A 15,575-nucleotide genomic window follows, 5' to 3' on the forward strand; every position below is an offset into this window, starting at 1 on the left:
CCGCCGCTGGGAATCGGTGCGCGGGTTCAAAAAGGAAGGCGCGCCACTCCCGGTATGCTCGCCATCGCCGGTGCGAACGGAGGATGCGGAAAGACGACAGTCACGCTCGGCCTCGTCGAGGGGTTTGCACGAACGGGAACGTCAGCCGTCGCGATCGACGCCGACCGACAGCTTCCGAATCTCCACGTGACGGGCGGCGTCGACCGAGAGCCGACGCTCACGACGGTAGCTGACGGCCGGCCCGTCGAATCGGTCGCACAACCGAGTCCGCGAACGTCGGCCGCGGGGATCGTTCCCGCGCCGAGAGAGACCGATCGAATCGACGTCGAGGCGGCGCTCGCAGGGCTCGACTGCGAGTCGGCACAGCCCATCGTCGACTGTCCGTCGGGTGCGGGACCCGACGTGGTCGAACCGCTGTCGGCGGCCGACGGCGTACTCGTCGTCACGACCGCGAACGATCGGAGCCACGGTGCCGCCGAAACGACCGTCGAGATGGCCCGTCGACTCGACGTTCCGGTGGTCGGAGCTGTGGTGAACAGGGCTGATGGCGTCCCTGACGCAGTCGAATCGTGGGTCGGTGTTCCCGTCCTGGGCGTCGTCCCGGAGACGGCGTCGCCGCTGACCGACGACGAGGCGATGGCGGTCTACGAGGCGATCGCCGAGCGACTCCGGACCCGAAACGCGACGGTTCGGACGCCGCCGGCGTACGACGACGCCCTGCTGCGGACGGGGATCGATCGGGTCGACCGGCGCCTCGGCGGGGGGCTGGCACCCGGCTCCGTCGTCGCGTTGACCGCCGAACCGGCGAGTCAGTCCGAACAGCTTCTCTACCGTGTGACGGCTCCCCGCGGAACGCTGTACCTGTCGACCGAGCGAACGGCGGCAAACGTCACTCGAGCCGTCGCCTGTGCGTCCGTCGAGACCGGGAATCCGACGGTTCGACACGTCGGTGGCTCCGACGCGCTCGAAGATGCGGCCGCCATGATCGACAAACTGCCCGACGGGGCGACGCTCGTCGTGGACGTGGCCGATCCGCTCGAACGGTGCGATCGGCTCGCGTACGTCTCGTTCCTGAACGATCTCAAAGAACGGATGATCGAAACCGAGGGAATCGCTCTTTTGCACTGTCTCGCGGGACCCGATCGTCCCGAAAACCGGGCGGCAACCGTCCACGCCGTCGACGCCGTCTTCGACCTCCGGACGGACACGTCACCCGACGCCGGCGTCGAACACCGGCTGTCGATTCCGAAATTCCGTCCCGACCGTCGGGTCGCGGAGACGATCGAACTCGAGTTCGACGAGCCAGCACCAACCACGTTCGGGACGGAATCGATCGCGGACTGAGTTCGAGGTCCATCCGGGTTCAGCGTGTTCCGTCGAGAGCGGAGTTGGACCAAGCTCCAGTTGATCAGCGATTGCCGATTCGGTCTGAGAGACGCCCCTCGCAGTTCTCGATCGAGCGCGCGACGGTCTCGAAGGCGTCGACAGCTGTACACTCCGGATCGACCTCGCGGATCGGTCGCCCTTCGACCATCGCATCGGTAAGAGTCGGGCGTTCGCCAACGGCGGTGGGTGGCGCGCCGAACTTCCGTTCGACCCGCGCCAGGCGGGCATCGTCTGGCCGAGTGGCTCGATTCAACACGACCGCCGCGATCGGCGTTTCGAGCGCGAGAGCGAGCCGTCGGGTCCGGAGCGCGTCGACGAGCGCCGGTTCGGTCGGTTCGGTTACGAGCACTGCAGCGTTGGCGTGCTCGATCGAGACGCCGACGTCGCGAGCGAGTCCAGCCGGACAGTCGACGACGATGCGATCGTACTCCCGCTCGAGTCGATCGAGCACGTCCGGGAGCGCCGTCAGGTCGGACGCGCGAGCGCCGGCGAGGGTGCGACCGCACGGAAGCAACTGAACGGTCCCGATCTGTACGACGGCGTCCAGCGGGGTCGCACGCCCCGCGAGAACGTCGTGGAGGTCGGGGCCGCCACCGCTCGCACGCGGCAGATCCGGCGCGACGAGGTCGGCGTCGACCACCACGGCGTCGAGTTCCCGGCCGAGGTTCAGCGCGACCGTCGATTTCCCGACGCCGCCTTTGCCCCCCGTGACGGCGACGATCATCGCAGTTCGACCACGGTACCGGTCGGTTTCCAGCCGCCCAGCGAGGCGAGGAGTTCCTCGGCCGCCGGGGGTGCGGTCGCGGACTCACGGGTGGCGTCGACGAGTTCGATCGGCGGCTCCGCCAAGCCCGCCGGACCCGCGAAGCCGACGCCCCGGCATCGTCCCGGTTCGACCACCCCCTCCCAGCCATCTTCGTCCCACCCGGACGGGGTTCCGTCGGGGGTACGCGGCGGCCACGTCGGTCCGTCGAGTCGGCTCTCGAGTCGGACCCGCTGTGGTGTCGTCCCCTCGTTCCTGAGGATTGCCGTCACGAACGTCACTCCCCCGCGTCGTTGCATCTCCCAGTCGAGGTCGATCATGCCACCGGTTGTGCTCGCGATCGGATAAAAAGGTCAGCACGGCGAAAGCGTTGTTCGTCGGGAAAACGGTTGCGACGGCGCAGATTTGACGCGTCTACGCGACGGACAGGTGGGAAATCGAAGCGGGTGACGCGTGCGGTTCGTTCGATGTCGCAAGCGGCGCGATCAGCGTTCGAGGACGTCGACGCCGACGAGCGACTGACCGGTCAGCGCGCGGACGTACGCCCCGCCGGCGACCGAGACGTGACCGAAGTCGGCCTCGTCGAGACCGTACATCCCGATCGCACGGGCGGTGTCGCCGCCGCCGACAACCGAGAAGCAGTCCGTCTTGGCGATCGCCGTGAGCACGTCGACGGTGCCGTCTGCGAACCGTTCGTCCTCGAAGACGCCGAGAGCGCCCTTGACGAAGACGGCCTCGGAGTCAGCGACGAGGTCGGCGTACTCGGTGGCCGTCTCGGAGCCGACGTCGAGATAGGACGTATCCTTGGAGATACCGTCGACGGCAACCTCGGCGCGCTCGCCGTCGTCGTCGTAGGCGAGATCCGTTGCGAGGTGGAGTCGATCGCCGTATTCGTCGAGGACGCGCTCGATCGTCTCCTGGTGGTCGTCCCACTGGTGGTCGAAGAACTCGGTCCCCTCGACGTCGTAGCCGAGGTCGTGGCCGGCCGCACGCAAGAAGAGTTCGCCGACGATTCCGCCGAGACAGAACCGATCGACGGTGTCGTCGACCTGTTCGATGACGGGGATGAGATCTTCGGCTTTCGTCCCGCCCAGCGCCATCGTGACGGTGCCGTCGAACTCGCGGTTCTGGATCGCGGAGTTGGCGGTGTACTCGGTTTCCATCACGCGCCCCGCGTAGGCGTCCATAACCAGCGGGAAGCCGACCAGCGAGGCGTGCGATCGGTGGGCCGCCGAGTAGGCGTCGTTGACATAGGCGTCGAACTCGGGCGCGAGCGTCTGGACGAACTCGGTCTCGGCTTTGATCTCGGGGTCTTCTTCGGGGAGTTCCTCCTCGCACATTCGAGCGTTTTCGAGCACCAGTACGTCGCCCGACGCGAGGTCGTCGATCGCCGCGAGGGCGTCTGCGCCGAAGGTATCGGCAACGAAGCCGACCGCGCGATCGAGGTGGCCGGCGAGAACGTCGGCGTGCTGCTCGAGGGAGACGAACGAGTCCCGCCCCGGCCGCCCCTGGTGGGCGAGGATCGCGATCGCGTGATCGTTTTCGAGGAGTTCCGCGATCGTCTCGGCGTGGCGAGCGAATCGGCGGTTATCCTGGACGACGCCGTCTTCGATTGGTGCGTTGATGTCGATGCGAACGAGCAGGCGCTGGCCCGACTCGATATCGTCGATCGTCTGGAACGGTGACGCGGACATAAGGAATCAACTGCGACGGGAGCGGATAAAAGAACCGCGTTCAGTGTGCGATCGTTTCCTCGGCGTCGACGTCGTCGGCTTCGACGGCGACGTGGCGGGCCAGGTCGAGCATCCGGTTCGAGAAACCGTACTCGTTGTCGTACCAGGTCAGCAGCTTCACCAGGCCGTCTTCGAGCACCATCGACGATTCGAGGTCGACGTACGAGGAGAACGGAAGTCCGACGATGTCTCGGGAGACGATTTCCTCGTCGGTGTAGCCGAGCACGCCCGCGAGTTCGTCGTCCGCAGCGTTGCGGATGGCGTCGGCGAGGTCTTCTTTCGTCACGTCGGCTTCGAGGTCGACGGTGAGGTCGGTGATCGAGCCGTTCGGAACGGGGACGCGCATCGCCATCCCGTCGAGTTTGCCTTCGAGCTGGGGCAGGACTTCGGTGGTGGCGATCGCAGCGCCGGTCGAGGTCGGGATGATGTTCTCGGCGGCGGCGCGGCCGCGGCGGCGCTTGCCGCTTGGCCCGTCGATCAGGCTCTGGGTGCCAGTGTAGGCGTGGACGGTCGTCAGCAGTCCCGACTCGATGCCGAACTCGTCGTCGAGGACCTTGACGACCGGCGCGACGGAGTTCGTGGTACAGGAGGCGTTCGAGACGACATCCTCGCCGTCGTACTCGCCGTCGTTGACGCCGTAGACGATCGTCTTGACGGGTTTGTCGCCTTTCGGCGGTGCCGAGATGATGACCTTGTCGGCACCGGCTTCGAGGTGCTGTGCCGCGTCGTCGTGGGTACGGAACAGGCCGGTCGCCTCGAAGGCAACGTCGACGCCGAGGTCGTCCCAGGGCAGTTCGGCGGGGTTACGCTCTGAAAGGAGTTCGATGTCGCGATCACCGATCGAGAGGGTGTCGCCGTCGCGGGAAACGTCGTCGAGCCGGCCGTGGACCGAGTCGTACCGGAGCAGGTACTCCATGTCGTCGTTGTCCATCACGTCGTTGATGGCGACGACCTCGACGCTGCCGTCGGACAGCGACGCACGGAGAACGTTCCGCCCGATTCGGCCGAAACCGTTGAGTCCGATCCGGAGCGGTTCCCCCGCCTCTCCACCGTCGTACGAATATTCACTCATATATGAGTACTCGCAGAGCAGCGTTAAAATTGTTTCCCATCCGATACGGGCGTCAGCCGGTAACACGGCGGGCGACCTGCCAACTGAGCGAACGACGGTTCCCGTCAAGAAACGCCAGCGACGGGACGTTCCTCACGGTGATTTCGCGAGAAGTGTCAAAATACATAATTCCTGCCAAACATAATGAGAGAGTCAATAACACACTACGTACTGCGATTCTACTCCAAGTAACTCAATTCCGAGTTAACATCTATCATATTCTTGCAAAAAGGTTATGCGCGTTGGCGGTGGAGAACATATCGTATGCTACGGGTCGGAGTCAACGGATACGGAACTATCGGGAAACGGGTCGCGGATGCGATTCGAGCACAACCTGACATGACGGTTTGTGGCGTCGGAAAGGTGAGCCCGGATTACGTAGCGATCGGAGCGGCTGAAAAGGGGGAGGACATCTACGTCATCGACGAAGATCGTATCGAGGGATTCCGCCGGATCGGGATCGACCCTGCAGGGATCGTCGACGATCTGGTCGCAAAAAGCGACGTGATAGTCGACGCGACGCCCTCCGGCATCGGTGCCGCCAATCGGCCGCTGTACGAACGCCACGATACGCCGGCGATTTTTCAGGGCGGAGAGGACGCGACCGTCGCGGAGGTCAGCTTCAACGCCCGAGCGAACTACGACGAAGCCGACGACGCAGACTACGTTCGCGTCGTCTCCTGTAACACGACCGGACTCTCGCGATTCCTCGCACCGCTCGAAGAGCGCTACGGCGTCGACAAGGCCCGCGTAACCCTCATTCGACGCGGCGGCGACCCCGACCAGACCGGCCGCGGCCCGATCAACGACGCGGTTCCGGACCCCGTTTCGATTCCGTCCCACCACGGTCCCGACGTCCAGACCGTCTTTCCGACCCTCGACATCGACACGATCGGACTGAAAGTCCCGACGACGATGATGCACGTTCACGCGATCAACGTGACCCTCGAAAGGACGCCCGACGACGAGGCGCAGGTTCGCGACCTGCTCCAGAACGAGGACCGACTCGTGACGATTCCCGACTACACCCAGATCGACGGGGCTGGAACGCTCAAAGACTTCGCACTCGACGCCGGCCGGCCCCGGGGCGACATCTGGGAGAACTGTATCTGGGAGGAATCGATCACGCTCCAGGGACGGGACCTCTACTGTATGCAAGCGGTTCACCAGGAAGCAGACGTCGTTCCCGAAAATATCGACGCGCTGCGCGCGCTTACGGGCCAGGTCACCGGACCCGAAAGTCGAGCGGTCACGAACGAAACGCTCGGAATCAGCTTCGGCCGACTTCGCGGCCGGAAAGACCTGACCGTAGACCCACAAACCGCCGACTAATCCGAAGCGGTCGGGGAAAGTTTTTGCACCTCCCCTACTTATGCACAGCCATGCGTCGAGACGACCGCGACGAACCCTTCGACGACCTGTTCCGCGAGATCGAGCGAATGATGAACGAAATGATGAACGGCACCGACAACGTGGAGTTCGAGTCCTCGAACGCCGTCGACAACGGATTCGGGATGGACACCCACGTGACGATCCACGACACCGACGAGGAGGTCCGGGTCATCGCAGACCTGCCGGGCGTCCCGAAGGACAACATCGAACTCGAGTGTGACGGCAAGACGTTGACCATCTCCGCCCACAGCGACCACCGCCAGTACGACGAACGCGTCTCCCTGCCACAGCGCGTCGACGAACACACCGCCTCTGCGACGTACAACAACGGCGTCCTGGAAGTCGTCTTCGACCCCGCAGAGCAGTCCTCGGGCATCAGCCTCGAGTAAGACAGCGTCTCGAGTACCACAGTCGCGTCGCGGTCACAACCGTTTCCAAATCCTGCGGGTGGACCGTTCGATCGTCAGTTCGCGTTCGTCGACCCCACCGTCGCGTTCGTCGACTCCTTGCTCACGACCAGAACCGCTTATCGCTTCCCGGCCGATCGGATCGCCGCCGCCAGCCGATCGTAAAAACCGGGTTCGTACTTCGTGGCCGCATCGATCGTCGGCCGAGCGTTCGTCTCGTTGATCACGACGCCGTCGTCGGTCGCGAGCAGGTCGACGCCGAGAAACGGGATTTCGAGGGCGGCGGCGACTGATTCGGCGAGGTCGCGCCACTCCGGTGAGAGATCGATTCCCGTCGCCTCGGCCCCGCGGTGGACGTTGTGTTTCCACTGGCCCGCCCGCACCGCGTTCGCGGGCAGTCGACGCTCGACGGCCCCGACGTACTCGCCGTCGAGAACCATCACCCGGTAGTCGGTCGCGTCGGGGAGGTACTCCTGGACCAGAAACGATCGATCGCCGGTCGCCCGGTAGTCGTGAACCAGCGAGAGGTAGTCACAGATTCCGAGAAACGAATCGAGGTCGTGGGCCTTCGCGACGCCCACGCCGCGAGTCGTCGAGTTCGGCTTGACGACGACCGGCGGCTCGAACCGATCGAACACCCGGATGAGTTCGTCCTCGCCAACGTCGTTCGAGACGTACACCGACTCCGGGACCGGGAGGCCGGACCGTTCGAGGCGGGCGATCACTTCGGCCTTGTTCCGCGAGGTGAGCACGGCGTCGCGATCGTTGAGCCACGGGACGTCGAGGATCGCATCGCCCACACCACCCTCCATCAACCGACCCGGGTAGACGAATCCGACGTCGTACTCGCCGGCTGACCACGGCGCGTCTGCCCCGAGCGGAACCGTGCGTTCGCTCACCGGAACGTGGTGGGCCCGAACGCCACGGTCGGCCAGCGGCTCGCGCATTCGCCCGAACGTCTCCTGGTCGTTCGCGACCGCGAGATCGATCATACCCGGGAGTCGGGATGGGACGGGCAAAAAGGTAGTCGAGAGGCGCGCCTCGATCGATCCGACAGCGACCCGGACACGCGAGCGGACGATCGCAGGGGGCGGGCGATCGTACGGAGCGGACGATCCGCAAGGAACGAGCTACTCAGCGGCTCACGGCGAAAACGCTGTGTGTTCATACGGATCAGTGTCATCAATTACCGCCGAACGGCGAACCGTCTTGGCCGATCGGCGGTACCGACGGACACTAATCCGTATCAGAACGGAGCGAGGGGGCAGGTATTCGAAGTCGATCGGGAACGACGCCCCCACGTGATCACGCCAAAGCGACGCTCCCTCGACCGACGGCGAAAAAGGCCGTTATGCGATCAACTGCTCTTCGCCGCGCTCGACGACGATCCGACACGGCGGCGTGATCTTGTTGTACGCACGGCGGAACGCCTCTTTGGCGTGCTCGGCGTCGTCTAAGTCACACCAGACGGTGAAGATTCGCTCGCCGGCATCGATTCGAGCGGCGGTGCCGACGATTTTGCCGAACGACTGGCGCATCCCGTCGGAAACACGGTCCGCACCCGCACCGGTCGCCTGCTTGTTCTCCCGGATGACGTGGTGGGGGAACTTGCGCAGGATCATCTTGTAGTTGTTCTCGCCGGCGTTTTTCAACATGTGACGGTTCGCAGAGAGGCGGGAGGCCTCGAGGCTACCGTGGCGGATCTGGACCTCCTCTTCGGTGACGAGGCTGATCTGGACGGGGTAGTCCTCGGGGTCCGCACTGGCGTCGCCCATCTTGTGCTGTGCGATCTTCGAGCCGGGGATCCCAGTAATGTATTCGCGACGCGTGTACGCCGGTTTACTGATCTCCCGGTACATTGAGGCGGGTTTGTCGGACATGGTTGTGGTTACTTACGAAAACGGAAGCCTACCGTTCGGATAAAGCCTTCGAAGCCCCGCGTTGCCGCGTGAAGCGCTAATACAGGTATTGACGAGGATTGACATGGTAGATCGAGACCGCGAGCGCACCGAACCGAGATCGATTGGAGAACGAACGGAGACCCGAAAACGGGTCAGCGACCGGTCGATCGAACAACAGCAGTCCTGCAAAGCGATACCGCGTCGATCTTTACGCGATCGGCGCGTACGTCTCCCCGTCTTTCTCGACGAGGCCCTGCTTCGAGAGTGAGCTGATGACGCTCAGGATGGCGATCTTCTGCATCGACAGCGTTGCCTTCAGATCGGCAAGGGTCGCACCGCCGGTAGCGTCGAGGTAGAGATAGACGAGTTTCGCCTGCGGCGAACTGAGTTCGGTCGGCAACTGCTCGAGGGTGTCGGCTGCGTTCTGATCGGGTGCGAATTGTTGTTCCATCATCGTGCCAACACCAACGACAAACTATAGTATAAATCTATGTGGCAGGGAGTGAATACTGGTTAATCGATACATATGTGATAATATGTATTGGTTTGCCCTGACAGAGACCAGTGGGAGAGCATCACACAGCCTGAGCGGGCACTACTACTGCTGTAAGGCCACTGCGACAGCTTATTTTCCATCGGTAACTCTGATCAACAGGAGCGACTGACTCGATCGTTCGAGATCGTTTGTACTCCGCCAGCAACGAGGGTTGTCAGTACAGATACGTGTTTTTCCGGCCAATCTCAGACGTATAATGAATAATAATCTATCCAGTACCAGCGGGGAACTGTACGCCTGGTGAGGAGACACACTCGACGATCGTCGATCGCGAACGGAGAGATGCGAGCGTTCGGATCCGACGTAGATCGGCGTCAAAACATCGACCGAGCGGCGAACCGGCAGCGTGCTTAAGGGGCCTCCACCGGTAGTATTCGGCATGATGAAGAGTTTCCGAATCGGGTCGCTGTTCGGGATCCCGATCAAACTCGACCTCACCTTCCTGCTGGTTCTCCCGCTGTTTGCGTATCTGATCGGAATCCAGATCGAGGCTGTTGGGGACCTGCTCAACGACTTCCTCGGAGCCGGCATCGATCTCGGCGCGATCACCACCGGCTCGATGCCGTGGCTCCTCGGGTTCGCCGCCGCAGTGGGGCTGTTCGTCGGCGTCGTCCTTCACGAACTCGGCCACTCGTTGACCGCCCAGCGCTACGGCTTTCCGATCGACTCGATCACGCTCTGGCTGTTCGGCGGCATCGCCGCCCTCTCGGAGATGCCCGAAGACTGGAGACAGGAGTTCACCATCGCCATCGCCGGCCCGATCGTCTCCGTCCTCGTCGGCGTCGGCTCGTTCGGTCTCTTTTACGTAACGCCGGAGGGTTTCAGCGGCGCGCGATTCGTCCTCGGCTATCTGGCCGTCCTGAACGTCGCGCTCGCGATCTTCAACATGGTCCCCGCGTTTCCGATGGACGGCGGGCGCATCCTGCGAGCGCTGCTCGCTCGCGGACAGCCATACGCGCAGGCGACCCAGCAAGCAGCGAGCATCGGCAAGCTGTTCGCAATTTTCATGGGCCTGTTCGGCCTGGTGGCGTTCAACATCATCCTCATCGGCGTCGCCTTCTTCGTCTACATCGCCGCCTCGAGCGAGGCCCAGCAGGTGACGATGAAAGCCGCCTTCGAGGGTGTCTCCGTCACCGACATCATGACGCCCGCAGGCGACCTCCACACCGTCGAACCGGACACCTCGATCGCGGACCTCATCCAGCGAATGTTCACCGAGCGCCACACCGGCTACCCGGTCGTCGAGACCACCGGCGGCGAGGAGCGCCTCGTCGGCCTGGTAACGCTCTCCGACGCCCGCGAAATCGACGCCGTCGAGCGCGACGCCTTCACCGTCGCGGACGTGATGACGACCGACCTGAAGACGATCGCCGCCGACTCGGACGCCATGACCGCTCTCGAACGGATGCAAGAAGACGACATCGGACGCCTGCTGGTCGTCGACGGCGAGCCCCGCACGAGCGGGTACTCCCGGGGGGACCACGGCGGCGATCTCGTCGGGTTGATCTCGCGAACCGACCTGATGACGGCCTTCGATATCGTCCAGCAAAGCGGTGCCGTCAACCTGACCGGACAGCCACGGACCGCCGACTGACTCCGACTCGCCATCGGACTGACACGGACTGCTGTCCGTCAGTTCCGGCGCAACCGCAGGCAGTCTGTGAGACCACTGGTACACTGGTACACTGGTACACTGGTACACTGGTACACTGGTACACTGGTACAGCAATCCGTATGAAACGGCCGTTTCGAGTGCCGAGACCAACATTCTTAACCGCGGCTGGGGCTGATCTCCGGGCGATGCCACCAGCGATCGAGACCGTCGATCTCGTAAAGGATTACGGCGAGTTGCGCGCGTTACAGGAGCTCTCGCTGACCGTCGAGGCGGGCGAATTTTTCGGTCTCCTCGGTCCCAACGGCGCGGGAAAGACGACGTTCATCAACACGCTGGTCGGACTCGTCCGCAAAAGCGGCGGCGAGGCGCGCGTCTTCGGCTACGACGTCGAGGACGACTACCGGCAGGCCCGCGACGCGATCGGGCTCGCCCCACAGGAGTTCAACGTCGATCGCTTCTTCCCGATCAAGGAGGTGCTGATGCACAAGGCCGGCTATCACGGCGTTCCCGAGGACGAGGCGGCCGATCGCGCCGACGAGGTCCTCAAGCGCGTCGGGATCTACGACAAACGACACGAGCGGTTCGACTGGCTGTCGGGCGGGATGAAACGCCGCCTGCTGCTCGCGCGGGCGCTCGTCACCGACCCCGACCTGCTCATCCTCGACGAGCCGACCGCGGGCGTCGACGTCCAGCTTCGTCACGACCTCTGGGAACTCGTCACGGAACTCAACGAGGAGGGGACGACCGTCCTGTTGACGACCCACTACATCGAGGAGGCCGAACGGCTCTGCGATCGCGTCGCGATCATGAACGAAGGCCGAAAGGTGACCGTCGCGACGCCAGACGAACTCAAAATGCGGGGCACCGACACGATCGCCGTTCGCCTCGCGTCCGCGCCGGCAGTCGCGCCCGACGTCGGTCCCTACGCACACGAAACGACGGTCTCGGGCGATCGACTCGAAGTGCGCGTCGACGACGGTGGCTCGACTGCGCCCCAGTTGTTGAACGACCTCGAAGCGATGGGCCACGAGATCGTCGACCTCGAGATTTCCCGAACGTCGCTCGAGGAGATCTTCGTCGACCTCACCGAACGCGACGATCGAACCGTGACCCGATCGGGGATGGGTGAAGGCACGGGCGAGAGTGACGCGGCGGGTGCGGGTGAGGGCCGAGGCGACGACGGCATGGAGCGCGAACGGGAGGGGGTCGCCTGATGCTGTCGGTCGGCTTCCGCGCGCTCTTTCGCCGCGAAATACTGCGGTTCGTCCGCCGACCGAAGAACACGTTCATGCCGCCGGCGATCACGAACGTACTCTACTTCGCCGTCTTCGGGGTCATCCTCGGCGGCCGGATCGACGAACCGGTCGCCGGGATCGGTTACATCCTCTTTCTCATTCCGGGGCTGGTCGTACTGGGGACGATCTCGAACGCCTTCGAGAACGCGTCCTTTTCGATCTTTCACGGCCGGTGGAACGAGTACATCCACGAGACGCTGACCTCGCCGCTGTCGTACGTCGAGATGGTTGTCGCCTACGTCGGCGCAAGTGCCGTTCGAGGGTTGATCGTCGGCGTCATCATCGCGCTGATCGGCCGCCTGTTCGTCCCGATCAGCGTCGAGAACGGGCTATTCCTCGTCGCAACGATGGTCGTCATCGCCTCGCTCTTTGCGGGGTTCGGGATCATCGGCGGCCTCATCGCCCGGGACTTCGACGACCTGACGGTCATGAACCAGTTCATCCTGCGCCCGCTGGTCTTCTTCGGGGCCGTCTTCTACTCGCTGACCATGCTCGACCCGATCTGGCAGACCGTCTCCCTGCTGAACCCGATGGTCTACATGGTCGACAGCGTCCGGTACGGCCTCCTCGGCTACTCAGACCTCCACGAGGTCGCGCCGGCTGCCTACGCCGACGTCGCGCCGCTTTTCGCCCTCGGCGTGCTCACCACGCTGACCGCCGTCGTGCTCGCGATCGACGTCTACCTGTTCAAAACCGGTTACGGGTTGACCGACTGACCCCGGGTTCGATCTGGGAGGACGAGTAGAACCGAGACTCTCGCCGCGAACGGTCCACGACGGGTCGTCACGATAAGTAAGGATTTTGGCGTCATCAGGCGGATACTGTGGTATGTGCGCGGACCACGACGAGAGCGTATTACACGAATTGCTCGCCGGGAACGAACGCCACGTCGACGGACTCCCCGAGAACTACTTCGAGGCGGTCCAGACCGGGCAGGCACCCGACATCGTCTCGGTGTGCTGTTCCGACTCGCGGGTCCCACAGGAACGGATGTGGGACGTCGACGAGCCGGGAACAGTGTTCACGCCGAGCAACATCGGCAATCAGGTATGGGACGAAGACGACGGCGAGCAGATCGTCGACGGCGGCGTGTTGTACCCGATCCACCACACCGGAACCGACGCGGCGGCCGTCGTCGGCCACACCGGCTGTGGCGCGGTGACTGCGGCCTACGGTGTCGCGACCGGCGGCGAGCGTCCCGGCCCGCGCGGGGTCGACAAATGGGTCGACACGCTCGTACCGGTCGTCGAAGCCGGACTCGAAAGCGACGACATCGACGCCGACGCTGATGACGAGACGGTAATCAACCAGCTCGTCGAATACAACGTCGACCATCAGGCGTCGTTCCTCCGGGACTCCCCCGAGGTCCCCGACGACGTCGACGTCTACGGCTTCGTCTACGATTTCCAGGGCGTCTACGGCGAGGAATACGGTCGCACGTACCTCGTCAACGTCAACGGCGAGACGGACCCGGCAGCCATCAGCGATCGAGTCCCCGAAGCGTACGAGTCGGCGGTTCGGAGCCTGCTCTACTGATCGATCGGTGCGCGGGCGTCGTCGACATCCCACCGACGGTAGCCTACCGCCGGCCCGCATCCGATCGCGGTCGGTACCGTTTTGCCGTCCCGACTGTAACGATGGCGTATGCGGGAGTTCCTCGAAACGGACACCGGTTTCTATTATGCGATCGGCGTGTTCACCATCGCGGTGTTTCTCGTCGCACTCGTCGCACTCGCGGTGGTTTCGCCCGACGGCGTCGGGTCGCGCGAACTCGCCGGCCTCGTCGGTGGCTTCTTCCTGTTCATGCTGGTCTACTTCGTCTCGGTGACCGTCCACCGACTCGAGGAACGGGACGGTGTCTGAGCCGAAAGCTGATCTGATATTTTGGGGCGGATATGGCAGTAGAGAGGCTCGAAAGAGCGAAATCTGGATTTTGCGCAGTTCCGGTGGGTTTATCAGTGTCGGGCGTCTCCATCCAAAAGCAATGGCGAAAGGAACCGTTGATTTCTTCAACGACACTGGCGGCTACGGATTTATCGAAACTGAGGACGCGGACGACGACGTGTTCTTCCACATGGAAGACATCGGCGGCCCGGACCTTGAGGAAGGACAGGAACTCGAGTTCGACATCGAGCAGGCCCCCAAGGGCCCGCGCGCGACGAACGTCGAGCGCCTGTAAGGCAAATTCGCGGTAGTATCGGCTCTTGATTGCAGTATTTTACGATCCCGAGCGGCGGCCTCATCGGTCGATTCGTTCGAACGGATCGCCGTCCGTGTTCAATTGCGGTGAAACGAACCGCAAGCAGCCGGTTTCGATCGAGTCGTAGCCCGTTTCGGAGGTCACCGAGACTCTGGCACGGCACTCCGTCTCAGGTACGGAACGCTTCGATTTCGTTCGGTCTCGAGGGACGGCCCGCTCCGTCCGTAGATGCGGTGGAAACGAGCCGATAACTATCGTGGGCTGTCGCGTCTTTTCCCCAGAGTCTCGAGTCTATGTCCACTGCCGACCACCCGTTCATCTCCGTTATCGTGCCGGTGTACAACGATCCGGCGGGACTCCGGATGACGATCGATTCGCTGCTCGAGCAGACGTATCCGACGAGCGCCTACGAAATCGTCGTCGTCGACAACGACTCCGACGACGAGACGCTCGCCGTCGCGCGAGCCGCGGAGACGGCACATCCGGACGTCGTCCGCGTCGAGCGTGAGACAGCTGTACAGAGTTCATACGCGGCCAGAAACACCGGCATTCGAGCGTCTTCGGGCGAGTATCTCGCCTTCGTCGACGCGGACGTCGTCGTCGACCGCGACTGGCTCGCAACCGGTCTCTCGGAACTTCGCGATCGAGATGGCGAATATCTCGGTTGTCGCGTCGACGTTCCGAACACCGGTCGGACGCTCACCGGACAGTTCAACGCGCTCACCGGGTTCCCGGTCGAACGGTATGTCGAGCACAACGAGTTCGCACCGACCTGTGCGCTGTTCGTCGCCCGCGACGTGTTTCGCGACCTCGGGACGTTCGACGAGGAACTCGTTTCGGGTGGCGATACCGAGTTCGGACAGCGAGTCGCTGCCTCCGGGCGACGGCTCCTGTACACACCCAAGACCCGAGTCGTCCACCCGCCACGAACGTCGGTCCGATCGCTGCTCAAAAAGTACGTCCGCATCGGTCGCGGTATCACCCAGCGTCGGCGCAAGTATCCCGATCGATACGATCCGGTCCCGCTGTATCACCCGTTCGCGCTGTTGCCGCCACACCCGGTTCGGTTCCACCGAAACTTCGGCTCCGACTGGAACGACCTCTCCGGGAGTGAGAAAGCCGGGATGTACGCGATCGGGTATCTCCGAAAACTCGCCGGAATTGCGGGGAGAGCCGCCGAACGGATCGGTCTCGGGTGACCGAGACAGGCTCCCGC

At 63.6% G+C, this 15,575-nt stretch carries 17 protein-coding genes; 10 read left to right on the top strand and 7 right to left on the bottom strand.

The window, feature by feature from the left end; all coding sequences use genetic code 11:
* Positions 1–54: 54 nt before the first annotated feature.
* On the top strand, positions 55–1,344 hold the full coding sequence (locus AC6I6L_RS12955; protein WP_497918172.1) for a DUF7125 family protein: 1,290 nt from the start codon (positions 55–57) through the stop codon (positions 1,342–1,344).
* 64 nt (positions 1,345–1,408) lie between these two features.
* Here the strand turns inward: AC6I6L_RS12955 and AC6I6L_RS12960 are convergent, their stop codons facing one another.
* The 4 genes from AC6I6L_RS12960 to gap all read right to left on the bottom strand — a co-directional run bounded on the left by AC6I6L_RS12960 (position 1,409) and on the right by gap (position 4,954).
* Positions 1,409–2,110 carry a MinD/ParA family ATP-binding protein gene (locus AC6I6L_RS12960; protein WP_497918173.1) on the bottom strand — a complete coding sequence of 234 codons (702 nt, stop codon included), beginning with the start codon at positions 2,108–2,110 and terminating at the stop codon, positions 1,409–1,411.
* Positions 2,107–2,469 (bottom strand): DUF7857 domain-containing protein, encoded by a 363-nt coding sequence (locus AC6I6L_RS12965; RefSeq protein WP_497918174.1) that lies wholly within the window; start codon positions 2,467–2,469, stop codon positions 2,107–2,109. The genes AC6I6L_RS12960 and AC6I6L_RS12965 overlap by 4 nt, the downstream gene beginning before the upstream one ends.
* Before the next feature lie 165 nt (positions 2,470–2,634).
* On the bottom strand, positions 2,635–3,843 hold the full coding sequence (locus tag AC6I6L_RS12970) for a phosphoglycerate kinase (RefSeq protein WP_497918175.1): 1,209 nt from the start codon (positions 3,841–3,843) through the stop codon (positions 2,635–2,637).
* Between the two features lie 40 nt (positions 3,844–3,883).
* Positions 3,884–4,954: a type I glyceraldehyde-3-phosphate dehydrogenase gene (gene gap / locus AC6I6L_RS12975; RefSeq protein ID WP_497918176.1), complete on the bottom strand. Its 1,071-nt coding sequence runs from the start codon at positions 4,952–4,954 to the stop codon at positions 3,884–3,886.
* Positions 4,955–5,257: 303 nt separating this feature from the next.
* Between gap and AC6I6L_RS12980 the strand changes: the two genes are divergently transcribed.
* A complete protein-coding gene (locus tag AC6I6L_RS12980) occupies positions 5,258–6,325 on the top strand; it encodes a type II glyceraldehyde-3-phosphate dehydrogenase (RefSeq protein ID WP_497918177.1) in 1,068 nt (355 codons plus the stop codon).
* Between the two features lie 50 nt (positions 6,326–6,375).
* Positions 6,376–6,774, top strand: coding sequence for an Hsp20/alpha crystallin family protein (locus AC6I6L_RS12985; RefSeq protein ID WP_497918178.1), 399 nt, complete (start codon positions 6,376–6,378; stop codon positions 6,772–6,774).
* Between the two features lie 137 nt (positions 6,775–6,911).
* Here the strand turns inward: AC6I6L_RS12985 and AC6I6L_RS12990 are convergent, their stop codons facing one another.
* The 3 genes from AC6I6L_RS12990 to AC6I6L_RS13000 form a co-directional block, all read right to left on the bottom strand.
* Entirely contained in the window at positions 6,912–7,784 is an 873-nt protein-coding gene (locus tag AC6I6L_RS12990; RefSeq protein WP_497918179.1) for an ATP-grasp domain-containing protein, read from the bottom strand.
* A 357-nt stretch (positions 7,785–8,141) separates the two neighbouring features.
* Positions 8,142–8,672 carry a 50S ribosomal protein L16 gene (locus AC6I6L_RS12995; RefSeq protein WP_497918180.1) on the bottom strand — a complete coding sequence of 177 codons (531 nt, stop codon included), beginning with the start codon at positions 8,670–8,672 and terminating at the stop codon, positions 8,142–8,144.
* Positions 8,673–8,901: 229 nt separating this feature from the next.
* The gene (locus tag AC6I6L_RS13000) at positions 8,902–9,147 is read right to left on the bottom strand and encodes a MarR family transcriptional regulator (protein WP_497918181.1); all 246 of its coding nucleotides are present in this window, start codon (positions 9,145–9,147) and stop codon (positions 8,902–8,904) included.
* A 481-nt stretch (positions 9,148–9,628) separates the two neighbouring features.
* On the opposite strand from AC6I6L_RS13000, the gene AC6I6L_RS13005 reads away from it, so the two are divergent.
* From AC6I6L_RS13005 to AC6I6L_RS13035, 7 genes are all read left to right on the top strand, one after another.
* Positions 9,629–10,843 carry a site-2 protease family protein gene (locus tag AC6I6L_RS13005; RefSeq protein ID WP_497918182.1) on the top strand — a complete coding sequence of 405 codons (1,215 nt, stop codon included), beginning with the start codon at positions 9,629–9,631 and terminating at the stop codon, positions 10,841–10,843.
* A 206-nt stretch (positions 10,844–11,049) separates the two neighbouring features.
* Positions 11,050–12,078, top strand: a complete 1,029-nt coding sequence (locus AC6I6L_RS13010) for an ABC transporter ATP-binding protein (RefSeq protein WP_497918183.1) — start codon at positions 11,050–11,052, stop codon at positions 12,076–12,078.
* Positions 12,078–12,875 carry an ABC transporter permease gene (locus AC6I6L_RS13015; protein WP_497918184.1) on the top strand — a complete coding sequence of 266 codons (798 nt, stop codon included), beginning with the start codon at positions 12,078–12,080 and terminating at the stop codon, positions 12,873–12,875. Before AC6I6L_RS13010 ends, AC6I6L_RS13015 begins: the two co-directional genes overlap by 1 nt.
* Before the next feature lie 112 nt (positions 12,876–12,987).
* Positions 12,988–13,695 carry a carbonic anhydrase gene (locus tag AC6I6L_RS13020; RefSeq protein WP_497918185.1) on the top strand — a complete coding sequence of 236 codons (708 nt, stop codon included), beginning with the start codon at positions 12,988–12,990 and terminating at the stop codon, positions 13,693–13,695.
* A 108-nt stretch (positions 13,696–13,803) separates the two neighbouring features.
* Positions 13,804–14,022, top strand: a complete 219-nt coding sequence (locus AC6I6L_RS13025; protein WP_497918186.1) for a hypothetical protein — start codon at positions 13,804–13,806, stop codon at positions 14,020–14,022.
* 121 nt (positions 14,023–14,143) lie between these two features.
* Complete coding sequence (locus AC6I6L_RS13030; RefSeq protein ID WP_005554588.1) at positions 14,144–14,338, top strand: cold-shock protein; 195 nt, start codon at positions 14,144–14,146, stop codon at positions 14,336–14,338.
* 314 nt (positions 14,339–14,652) lie between these two features.
* Positions 14,653–15,558: a glycosyltransferase gene (locus AC6I6L_RS13035; RefSeq protein WP_497918187.1), complete on the top strand. Its 906-nt coding sequence runs from the start codon at positions 14,653–14,655 to the stop codon at positions 15,556–15,558.
* The last annotated feature ends 17 nt before the right edge of the window (positions 15,559–15,575 follow it).

This window comes from Halosolutus sp. DAT137, assembly GCF_059736405.1.